Below are 10,559 nucleotides of genomic sequence, written 5' to 3'. Positions count from 1 at the left end.
TAATAACGCCCAACCCACCGATGGCAAAGATAAAGAACAAACCCTACGGCATCTGCTGGCGAGTCGCCTTCGAATACTGCGCGGTACACGAGGTTGGTCGCAGGAACAGATGGCGGAGGTCAGTGGATTGCATCGCACCTATATCAGCTTGGTCGAACGCGCTAATTGCAACATCAGTTTGGACAACATCGAGCGTTGCGCCAATGCCTTCGGGGTTACAGCCGCCGAATTACTTGGCAGTGATGGAGTTGCAGAGGGACGTTCGGTACTCGCATCGTCGAAGCGCGAGGCCAAGAAAAAGCGCAAGCGCTAAATACCCTCGGTGGCAGGGTGTGCCGGAAAGTGTGCGGAACCTACGTGACACGGCGATGTTTCTCCGCTCATTACTGCTCACAATGACAGGTGGTACGTGCCATAAGGTAAGACCCCGCGCGCTTACGATGAACCTCTGTATAAAGCACGCCACTTGATCGAAAACTTCTTTGCCAAGCTCAAGCAATTCCGCGCCATCGTCACCCGCTACGACAAGCGGAAGCGTAACTTCCTCGCCGGTATTTATTGTGCGGCGATTTGGGTTTGGTTGGTTTAATTGATGACACGCCCTAGTTTTCGGTCGGACTAACGCAATTTTTACAGCAGTTTCGTCCGCTCTTTACCGCAACGAGCGCAACGTTCGACCGTGACCAATTTGCCGAGCTTCACGTCGAATTTGCGCTCGGTGGCGATTTGCCACTTATGAAAACCGCTGCGGCACAGCGTTTGACCCTCGCCGCGCGCTCGTGCCGACGGCCGTTTGAATTTAACGACGTCGCCCATCAGTCACCTACCTTGAGGCAAGCTTTGACCGAATCATAACGCGGCTCCCAGCCGAGCTTGCGGCGGGCGGCGCTGGTGTCGAGGGTGATGTCGTACCGAGCCTTTTCCAGCCATGCCGGATCGATGCCGATGTTGAGCCGGTGGCCGGCGCGCAATAACGCATTGGCGATCGGAAAGGGCAGGCCGATGAGGCCGCCATTCCGCTCCCACTGCATCTCGTGCAGCGCCGCCGCGTTGGCACAGGCGAGATTGAACGCACCGCTGACATCCTTGACCAGCGCCAGCATCACGGCTTGGCCGACGTCGTCCTCGTGGACACATTGCAACCGCGGGTGCGGTGTCGCCAGGCGCACGCTAAACGGTAGTCGCAACAGCGCATTCGCCGCTCGCGCCTGCGGGCCGACGATCAGGTGTGGTCGTAGGCGGATGATTTTTTGGTCGCTATTGACCGATTCGAACACATCCAACCATTCCTCGAAGGCGACCTGGTCCTCGACCCAAGCGAGACCGGGCGTGGCCAGGCGTGGGTGTTTTTCGCTCATCGGCCGTTCGCGCGCCGGCAGTTGGTAGACCGCCGCCGTGGATAGATGCACCAGGCAGCCGACGCCCTGCTGGGCCGCGCAGCGGAACAGGTTCTGCCCGCCTTGGAGCTGGAGGTCGCGCTGCTGTTCGTGTTCTCGATCGGCGGGATAAGGCACGTGGATGACGGCTTTCATGCCGGCCATGAGCCGGGCGATCTGCGGCGAGCGTACGTCGAGCAGCACTTGGGTGAAGCGTTCGTGGCTGAACGACGTTTCCTGCCAGTCCAAACCGATAATTTGCTCGATGCGGCTATCGGCCGCCAACACCGGCAAAAGTGCCTGCGCCAGGCGCGAAGCGCTACCGGCAACGAGTACTTTCATGTTTTTGCGCGCACGCGGCTAGGGAAGATGACGGTTAGGATAGACCATGGTTCTTATAAATTAACGACTTAATTGGCTGGCGCCGCGTTTTCGGGTCGAACTGACTAGACTCAGGATTCAGGCCCAATAGTTGCTTCGTTGGGGTCGACAACCCCGGTTACGGGGTCGGGAGCAGGTCAACGTGGGAATCGAATCGGTCAGCCGCCGGGCTCGCCTGTGGGCCGTCGCTTTTGCGGCGTTGTGCGGGTTATTGCCTTTATCCATGGCGTTGGCCGGGTTCGGGGTGCCGCCGATTCGCATTGGCGTGTCGCTCGGCCTGACCGGTACGCACGCCGAGGTCGCGCGATTGCAGCAGTGCGCCTATCAGCTATGGGAATCGCAGGTGAACGAGCGCGGTGGCATTCTCGGTCATCCGGTGCAAATGGTAATCCGCGACGACCAAAGCCAGCCGCAAGTAGCGGCGCAGATTTACCAAGAATTTATCGAAACCGCCAAGCTCGACTTCGTATTCGGTCCGTATACCAGTCCGATCACCGCCGCGGTCGCACCGATCGCCGACAAGAATGGTTATCCGATGCTCGCCGCCGGCGCCGCCGCCGACGACATCTGGAAGCACGGCTACCAAAATGTTTTTGGCATGTGGGTGCCGGCCGGCCGTTACACCATCGGCTTCTTGGAATTGTTGTCGGCCGCAGGCATCGAGCGCGTCGCCATCGTTACGGTCGACGATATTTTTTCCGTTTCCGTCGCCGAAGGCGCAAAGCGCTGGGCGCCGGCCTACGATCTACACGTCGTCGACTACCGCGTGTTGCCGAAGAAAAATCCAGACATGGTGGCGGCGGCGAAGGCGGCGCGCGACTCGCGTGCACAAGCGCTGTTGTTGGGTGGTTTATTGGACGAATCGATCGCCATGCGGCGGGCGCTCAAGCAGATCGGTTGGACGCCGGCGGCGTTCTACGCTTCGGTCGGGCCGACACTAGAAAAGTATCGCAACACGCTCGGTGCCGATGCCAACGGCACGTTCTCGACCTCGATTTGGGAGCCGAAGGAAAACTTGCGGTTGCCGGGCTCGAGCGAATTTCTGCGGGCCTACCTCGGGCGCTATCACGAGCTGCCGTCGTATCACGCGGCATCAGCTTTTGCCGCCGGCCAAATTTTAGAGCAAGCCATCATCAAGGCAGGCGGCACCGACCGCAGCGCCGTGCGCCACGCGTTGGCGACCATGGATGCCGAAAGTATCATTGGCCGTTACGCGGTCGATCGCACCGGCGTGCAAATTAAACGCTTCCCGCTGATCGTCCAGTGGCACGACGATCAGCGCGAAATCGTTTGGCCGCCGGAGTTGGAGACGGCATCGCCCGTCATCAGGAAATAACGGCATGCGGCCCAACGCCAGCCCGTTTTACCGAACACTGGCCTTTCGGGTGTTGCTGCCGATTGTCGTCTTCGGTTTGGCGTTCGGTGGATTGTTGATCGGCTCGGTGCGGTCGGTGGTATTGGAATTCGTCGATCAGCAGGCGACCAATGACCTGCGCTGGGGCGCGAACAGCATCTTTCAGATTATCGATACCAATCTCGACGAGCTGCAGCGCGCCGGCAAGAGCAGCGACCCGTTGGCGTTGCGCCATCGTAAAGTCACCGCGCTCACGCAGATCGAAGATTTCGCCCGCGCCAATCAACTGGCGGTGGTGGTGCACGATGTAGCCGCGCGCCGTTCGTTCGATCTCGGCGGCGAGCTGGCGAACCCGGCCGGCCAGGAACGGTGGTTCATGCCGACGCAGCGGCGTTATACGCACGTCATCAATTTCGAACCGTGGCGCTGGGAAATCACCGTCGTTCAGGACAATCGCGTGTACGTCGCGTTATTGAATCGGTTGATGATCGGCGCCGGGCTGGCGACGGTGTTTCTGGTGGTGGCGCTGAGCGTTTGCATCTTTTATTTGACCGTGCGTGCCGGCCGGCCGATCCGCAAAATTATCGGCGACCTCGAAAAAAATCGTCCGCCGCAATATAAAGGAATCGCCGAGTTCGAATATCTTAGTCGTTCCATCGCCAACATGATGGACGCGGTGCAGGAGCAATCGCAGTTGTTGGAGATGACCTTCGCCAATATCGGTGAGGGCCTGTGCGTGTTCGACAGCCGCATGCGCGGGCTCGCGTGTAACACAAAATTCTTCGAAATCTATGCATTGCCCGTCAGCATGTTGCCGGGCGATCTGCGCGTCAGTGCCGTGTTGAAACAGGCGCTTGGCGTTCCGCGGTATCTGTCGCGTGAACCGTCCAGCGAGCCGATTTGTTTCGAGCACGCCCGGCCCGACGGTCGAACCATTGAAGTGCGCGTGCACGCGATGGGTGACGCGCGTTACGTCAGCACGCACGAGGACATTACTGAGCGCAAAGCGGCCGAGGAGCGCGTGCGCCATGTGGCAACGCATGACGCGCTGACCAATAAACCGAATCGGTTTCTGTTCCAGGATCGCCTGCATCAGGTGTTGAAGGCATCGCGCCGCACCGGTCAGAAGGGCGGCATCCTATTTATCGATCTCGATCGATTCAAAGACGTCAACGATTCGCTCGGTCATGAAGTCGGCGACGAGTTATTGAAGGAAGTTGCCGCTCGGTTGAGCGCCACGGTGCGCGATGCCGACACCGCCGCTCGTTTCGGCGGCGACGAATTCGCCGTGTTAATTCCGACGGTGACCCAGCCGGAAGAGTTGGCGCGCGTGGCCGAGCGTTTGATCGAGAGCATCTCACGGCCGCTGCCGTTGGCCGGCACGACGCTACAGACCGGCGCCAGCATCGGTATTACCCTCTTCCCCGACGACGGCGCTGATGCGATCGAGCTCATGCGCAATGCCGATATTGCGTTATACGAGGCCAAGGCCGCCGGCCGCGGCCAATACCGCTTCTTTACCCAGGCGCTCAATGCCCGCGTGCAGGAGCGCACGGCGTTGAGTAGCGATCTGCGTGGTGCCTTGGCGCAGAATCAGTTCGTCGTGCACTACCAGCCGCAAGTGGACTTGGCGAGCGGCACTATCATCGGTGTGGAAGCATTGCTGCGCTGGCAGCATCCGCAGCGTGGCCTGATATCGCCGGTGTTGTTCATTCCGCTGGCCGAACAGAGCGGGTTGATCTCTAGCATCGGCGAGTGGGTATTGCGCGAGACGTGTGTGCAATTGCGCGGCTGGCTCGACGCCGGCTTCCATTTGCGCGCCGCGGTCAACGTGTCGGCGGCGCAGATACATCGGCATGATCTAGTGCAGGTGGTTAAGCATGCCATCGCCGATTACAACATCCCACCCGAGTCGCTGGAGCTCGAGATTACCGAATCGACCTTCCTGGAAGACCCGACCAAGGCGATCAAGACGTTCGAGCGCTTGCGCGACTTGGGCGTGCACATTGCACTCGACGATTTCGGTACCGGCTATTCGTCGCTGTCGTATCTGCGGCGCTTGCCGCTGACCAACATCAAAATCGATCGCAGCTTTATCAACGACATCGCCAACCGCGCGATCGATGCTTCCATCGTCCGCAATATCATTGCCATGGCGCACGGCCTTGGGCCGATCCGGGTGACGGCCGAGGGTGTGGAGGAAAAGGTGCAATACGAGAAGTTATTGCAAATGGGTTGCGATCACGGTCAGGGATATTTTTTCAGTCGACCGGCGACGGCGGATAAAATTGGCGGGCTGCTATCGGCACGTTTTTCGGTTCGGTTAGGGCGGGCAGTGAGTTAGGCAGCGTCGGCTGGATGGTGAATGCCGGGCGTTTTGTTGGCCGGCGATGACCTTCGCTTCCTAGCGATGGCACTTTTATTAGTGCGGAGAGTCGAAGTACCTCACTACCTTTTGTAACTGTTCTTTAATACCTGTTAGGCTTTTCGCATGCGTCGTCTCGCCGATGCAAGCCGTGGCCTCGACAGCGTCGTGCTGTTGTTTCTGTTTGGGCTGTTTCTGTTGTTTTCCCCTTTTACCTTCTGGTGGGCGGCGCATGCGCGGGTTTGGTACCTGCCGTATCTGCTGTGGCTCGGATTCATCGCCTTGATTGCCATCGTTAGCTGGCACTATCGCCATGAAGTTTGAGCTTTGGATCCTGTTCCTCGCCTGTGTCGCTTATCTGTTATTACTTTTCTTGATCGCCTACGGCGCCGAGCGCGGCATCATTCCGGCGCGCATCGCCCGGCATCCGTTGACGTACGTATTGTCGCTGGGTGTGTACGCAACCTCGTGGACCTACACCGGCAGCGTCGGTTTCGCGCAGACCCAGGGCTATAACTTTTTGACGATCTATCTCGGCGTGACGCTGGCGTTCGCGCTGACGCCGGTATTGTTGATGCCGATCCTGCGACTCACACGCGATTACCAGCTGACCTCGATCGCCGATCTGTTCGCGTTTCGGTTTCGGCATCAGGCGACCGGTGTGATCGTGACGCTGTTCATGTTGATCGGTTTGTTGCCGTACATTTCGCTACAAATCCGCGCCGTCACTGAATCGTTGCGGGCGTTGACGTTGCAAGCGACACCGGCAATGTTGGCGTTCGGCTTCTGCGCCATTTTAATTCTGTTCGCCATTTTGTTCGGCGCACGGCACGCGTCGGCGCGCGAGAAACACGAAGGGTTAGTGGTGGCGATCGCTTTCGAATCGGCGGTGAAGCTGGTGGCGCTCGCCGCTGTCGGCGGCTTCGCTATTTTCGGTTTATTCGGCGGCATCGATGGCATGGACCAGTGGCTGACGCGCCATCCCGGGCGGCTCGAGGCGTTGTACCAGCCGGTGCGTGAAGGGCCGTGGATGACGCTAATGCTGTTGGCGTTTGCGGCGGCATTTCTGTTGCCGCGGCAATTCCACATGGCGTTTACCGAGAACATCGATCCGCGCACGCTGCCGATGGCGAGCTGGGCGTTTCCATTGTTCCTATTATTGTTGAATCTGCCGATCGTACCGATCCTTTGGGCCGGCGCGCAGTTTCATCCCGGCGCTAATCCGGATTACTACGTGCTCGGCATCACGCTGGTGAGCGACTCGGCGTGGTTGTCGACGCTCGCATTTGTCGGCGGTGTGTCGGCGGCGAGTTCGATGATGATCGTCGAGACGCTGGCGTTGGCAGCGATGTGTCTCAATCATTTGATCTTGCCGATGAGCTTCGGCGCGGGCGAGCGCCCATACGAGAACTTGTACGACCGGTTGTTGTGGTGGCGGCGGTTGCTGATTGCCGTGATCATTCTCGCCGGCTACGGTTTCTATCGCTTGCTCGAAGACAATCAAAGCTTGGTCGAGCTCGGTTTGATTTCGTTCGTTGCGGTCGCGCAGTTTTTGCCTGGGGTTCTCGGGTTGCTTTATTGGCGGCGGGCGACGCGCGTCGGCTTCATCAGCGGTTTGCTTGCCGGCGGCATCGTTTGGGGATTGGCGTTGCTGTTGCCCCTGTTCGAACGCTCAGGCCTGGTCCATACCAGTATTCATCTGCAAGAGTGGTTCGGCGCCAGCGGCGACAACGCCATCGTTTTTGGTACGTTCTGGTCGCTGGCCGTCAACAGCTTGTTGTTCGCCGGCTTGTCGTTGGCAACGCGTCTGACCCATGAAGAGGCCGACGCCGCTCGCGCTTGCGCGCGCGAGATGGCGCCGCCGCGCGGCTTTGTCGCAACTGGCTCGGCGCAACAGCTCACCGATCAGCTGGCGCGCGTCGTCGGCCCACAGACCGCCGAACAGCAAGTGCGGCAAGCGTTGGCCGATTTGCAGATGAGCGACACCGAACAACGGCCGACGCAGTTACACCGATTGCGCGAGCGCATCGAGCGCAATCTGTCCGGTTTGATCGGGCCGTTGTTGGCGGGCAACGTCGTCAAGCAACGTTTGCGGTTCGATGCGCGCGCGCCGATCGCGCTGGCCGACACCATGCGCTTCATCGAAGACCATCTGCAAGATTCGCGCACGCGCTTGGAGGGCGTGGCCGCCGAGCTCGACGCGTTGCGCCGTTACCATCGGGAGATTCTGCAAGAGTTGCCGCTCGCGGTTTGCTCGCTCAGTCCGGCCGGTGAAGTCGTCATTTGGAATCATGCGATGGAGGTGCTGTCCGGTCTCGCTGTCGCCAATGTCAGCGGCGCGCCGCTAGCGCAGTTGACCGAGCCCTGGGGCAATTTGCTGCGCGGATTCATCGCCGCCCACGAGCAGCATCTGTATAAGCTGCAAGTGAACATCCGCGGGCGCTCGCGTTGCTTTAACCTGCACAAGGCAGCGATCGAGCAATCGAATGCGCTCGAAGACGGCGGCGGAATGGTGATTCTGGTCGAAGATCTGACCGAGCGGCAGATGCTGGAAGCGGAGCTGGCGCATTCCGAGCGTCTTGCCTCGATCGGTCAGATCGCCGCCGGCGTCGCCCACGAAATCGGCAATCCGCTTACCGGCATTGCCTCGCTCGCGCAAAATTTACGCGATGAATCCGATCCGGCGATCGTGCAAGAGAGCATCGCCTTGATCCAACAACAGATCCGCCGCATCAGCGATATCGTTCAACTATTGGTGACGTTTAGTCATGGTGGCGTGCCGACCGACTGTGCGCTCGAGCCGGTCGCGCTGTCGGCGTGCGTAGAAGAAGCGGTACGCTTAGTGCGGCTGTCGCGCGCTCGTCAACAAGTGCATTGCGTCAATCATTGCGACCCGGCGATCGTTGTCGTCGGCGATCATCCGCGGCTGGTACAGTTGTTCTTAAATCTACTGACCAATGCCTGCGATGCTTCGAGTCCCGGTGATACCGTCGAAGTGCTGGCGATTGTGGAAGACGAGTTGGTGCGGATCGAAGTGGTCGATCGCGGCGCCGGTATTCCTGAGGAGTTGCGCGAGCGCGTGCTCGAGCCGTTCTTCACCACTAAGCAACCGGGCGCGGGCACTGGTTTGGGATTACCGCTGGCGTTCAACATTGCTACCGATCACGGCGGCAGCATGACGATCGATAGCGTTGTCGGTCGCGGCACGCGCGTGATCGTGCGGCTGCCGGCAACGCGCACGGCACGCGATCGGCGTTCATGGCGATTGGAGGTGTAATGCGGCGAATTTTGATTGTCGAAGACGAGGTCGTGATTCGGCAGGCGTTACGGCGCTTGCTCGAGCGCAACGGTTACGATGTCGCCGATGTCGGTTCGGTCAGCGAGGCCGAAGGCAACGGCGATCTGACCTCGTTCGATCTCGTCATTGCCGATCTCCGCTTACCCGGTGCCGCCGGCACCGACATTATCGGCAAATGTGCGCCGGTGCCGGTGTTGATCATGACCAGCTACGGCAGCGTCAAATCCGCGGTCGAGTCGATGAAGCTCGGCGCCGCCGACTACATCACCAAGCCGTTCGATCACGACGAGATGTTGCTGGTCGTGCAACGCCTAGCCGAGCAACACCGGCTCGAACGGCGCGCGCAAGCGCTCAAGGCCGACGTCGAGCGCATATATCCGGTCGGTGGCATGGTCGGCGCGAGCGGTGCGATGCGCGAGACCTTCGAACGTATCCGCAAAGTGGCGCCGACCGATTCGACGGTGCTGATTCTCGGCGAGTCCGGCACCGGCAAGGAGCTGGCCGCGCGCGCCGTGCACGAGCTCAGCAAGCGTAAAGACGCCGCCATCATCGCCGTCAACTGCGCCGCTATTCCCGATACGTTGATCGAGCCCGAACTATTCGGTCACGAGAAGGGCGCCTTCACCGGCGCTATTGCCGCGCATCGCGGTCTGGTCGAGGTCGCCGACGGCGGCACGCTGTTCCTCGACGAGATCGGCGAGCTGCCGGCCGCCGCGCAAGCACGCTTGCTGCGCGTGCTGCAAGAAGGCGAGATCCGCCGTGTCGGCAGCCCGCACGCGCGCAAGGTCAACATCCGCTTGATCGCCGCCACCCATCGCAATCTCGAGCAAGGCGTAGCCGACGGCTCGTTCCGCGCCGATCTCTACTTCCGTTTGCGCGTCGTCGAAATCCGCTTACCGCCGTTGCGCGAGCGCGGCGTAGACATCGACGCGCTCGCGCAATTTCTGTTGAGCAAAACTTGCCGCCGCCTTAACCGTCCGCCGCTGACGTTGTCCAGCGCCACCATCGCCGCCATTCGCGATTACGATTGGCCCGGCAACGTCCGCGAGCTGGAAAACGCCATCGAGCGTGCCGTCATCTTGTGCGAAGGCGACCAGATCACACCGGCGTCGTTGGCAATCCATGCAGCGCCACCCGCCGAAGTCGCCAGCACCGATCCATCGCTGTCGCTGCAAGATTACTTTCGCCACTTCGTACTCGAAAATCAGGATCGCCTGACGGAAACCGAAATCGCCAAGCGTCTCGGCCTATCGCGCAAGGCGTTGTGGGAACGGCGCCAACGTTTCGGAATTCCGCGGCCGAAGGAATAAAAATGTAGGGTGGGCAATTTGTTGCCCACGCGGAGTTGCAGAAGAAAAATTCAGAGATTGCTATTCGCCGCCGAGCTGTCCTGACCGTCGTCCATGAGACTGCGAACATCATCCGCGCATTGGATTTTGCAGTGCGCGACACCTTCGTTTGGTATTAGTTGCTGGCGCCGCCAAAAATCAAAAGCAGTAAAGGGAGAACAATATGCACAAGATGTGTCACCCGCGGTCTCCCCGGCGATCCTACATGCATAGCGCGCGACGTAAACATATCGCATAGCGAATCATCGTCTTCAGTAACAATTAAACGGAGTTTAATTCTATGTCTATATTCCTCGTGCGACACGAGGCTGTGTCGTGAAGTTGTTTTCCCAAGGAGGGAGAAAACCACCGGTGTCACCCGGTGACGCTAGGGATCTGAATCAAGAGCGATCCTAACAATGTAACAAAGCGCGCGGTACGGCGCGGGGCGGTAAGC

Annotated in this window: 8 protein-coding genes and 1 pseudogene; 7 read left to right on the top strand and 2 right to left on the bottom strand. The window is 59.7% G+C overall.

Annotation, left to right across the window (positions count from 1 at the left end; translation table 11 throughout):
- Positions 1 to 52 precede the first annotated feature (52 nt).
- Together HY308_19820 and HY308_19815 are read left to right on the top strand one after the other, a co-directional pair.
- Positions 53 to 313 (top strand): helix-turn-helix transcriptional regulator, encoded by a 261-nt coding sequence (locus tag HY308_19820; GenBank protein MBI3900510.1) that lies wholly within the window; start codon positions 53 to 55, stop codon positions 311 to 313.
- Positions 314 to 430: 117 nt separating this feature from the next.
- Positions 431 to 589 (top strand): annotated as a pseudogene (locus HY308_19815) (transposase).
- Positions 590 to 630: 41 nt separating this feature from the next.
- Here the strand turns inward: HY308_19815 and HY308_19810 are convergent.
- Positions 631 to 816 carry a hypothetical protein gene (locus HY308_19810; protein ID MBI3900509.1) on the bottom strand — a complete coding sequence of 62 codons (186 nt, stop codon included), beginning with the start codon at positions 814 to 816 and terminating at the stop codon, positions 631 to 633.
- A complete protein-coding gene (locus tag HY308_19805; protein MBI3900508.1) occupies positions 816 to 1,718 on the bottom strand; it encodes an NAD-dependent epimerase/dehydratase family protein in 903 nt (300 codons plus the stop codon). Before HY308_19805 ends, HY308_19810 begins: the two co-directional genes overlap by 1 nt.
- 181 nt (positions 1,719 to 1,899) lie before the next feature.
- On the opposite strand from HY308_19805, the gene HY308_19800 reads away from it, so the two are divergent.
- The 5 genes from HY308_19800 to HY308_19780 all read left to right on the top strand — a co-directional run bounded on the left by HY308_19800 (position 1,900) and on the right by HY308_19780 (position 10,084).
- The gene (locus tag HY308_19800) at positions 1,900 to 3,093 is read left to right on the top strand and encodes an amino acid ABC transporter substrate-binding protein (protein MBI3900507.1); all 1,194 of its coding nucleotides are present in this window, start codon (positions 1,900 to 1,902) and stop codon (positions 3,091 to 3,093) included.
- A 4-nt stretch (positions 3,094 to 3,097) separates the two neighbouring features.
- On the top strand, positions 3,098 to 5,455 hold the full coding sequence (locus HY308_19795) for an EAL domain-containing protein (protein MBI3900506.1): 2,358 nt from the start codon (positions 3,098 to 3,100) through the stop codon (positions 5,453 to 5,455).
- 147 nt (positions 5,456 to 5,602) lie between these two features.
- On the top strand, positions 5,603 to 5,800 hold the full coding sequence (locus HY308_19790) for a hypothetical protein (protein ID MBI3900505.1): 198 nt from the start codon (positions 5,603 to 5,605) through the stop codon (positions 5,798 to 5,800).
- Positions 5,790 to 8,753 (top strand): PAS domain S-box protein, encoded by a 2,964-nt coding sequence (locus HY308_19785; protein MBI3900504.1) that lies wholly within the window; start codon positions 5,790 to 5,792, stop codon positions 8,751 to 8,753. The genes HY308_19790 and HY308_19785 overlap by 11 nt, the downstream gene beginning before the upstream one ends.
- The gene (locus HY308_19780) at positions 8,753 to 10,084 is read left to right on the top strand and encodes a sigma-54-dependent Fis family transcriptional regulator (GenBank protein MBI3900503.1); all 1,332 of its coding nucleotides are present in this window, start codon (positions 8,753 to 8,755) and stop codon (positions 10,082 to 10,084) included. Before HY308_19785 ends, HY308_19780 begins: the two co-directional genes overlap by 1 nt.
- Positions 10,085 to 10,559: the final 475 nt, after the last annotated feature.

It is taken from the genome of Gammaproteobacteria bacterium (assembly GCA_016199745.1).
Lineage (GTDB): Bacteria > Pseudomonadota > Gammaproteobacteria > Acidiferrobacterales > Sulfurifustaceae > JACQFZ01.
This window is presented reverse-complemented; position numbering and strand designations above follow the sequence as displayed.

Bases quoted from the DNA above. Each gene is read 5' to 3' on its own strand.
- HY308_19780 (MBI3900503.1), top strand. From the start codon at position 8,753: ATGCGGCGAATTTTGATTGTCGAAGACGAGGTCGTGATTCGGCAGGCG.
- HY308_19790 (MBI3900505.1), top strand. From the start codon at position 5,603: ATGCGTCGTCTCGCCGATGCAAGCCGTGGCCTCGACAGCGTCGTGCTG.
- HY308_19795 (MBI3900506.1), top strand. From the start codon at position 3,098: ATGCGGCCCAACGCCAGCCCGTTTTACCGAACACTGGCCTTTCGGGTG.
- HY308_19805 (MBI3900508.1), bottom strand. From the start codon at position 1,718: ATGAAAGTACTCGTTGCCGGTAGCGCTTCGCGCCTGGCGCAGGCACTT.
- HY308_19810 (MBI3900509.1), bottom strand. From the start codon at position 816: ATGGGCGACGTCGTTAAATTCAAACGGCCGTCGGCACGAGCGCGCGGC.
- HY308_19785 (MBI3900504.1), top strand. From the start codon at position 5,790: ATGAAGTTTGAGCTTTGGATCCTGTTCCTCGCCTGTGTCGCTTATCTG.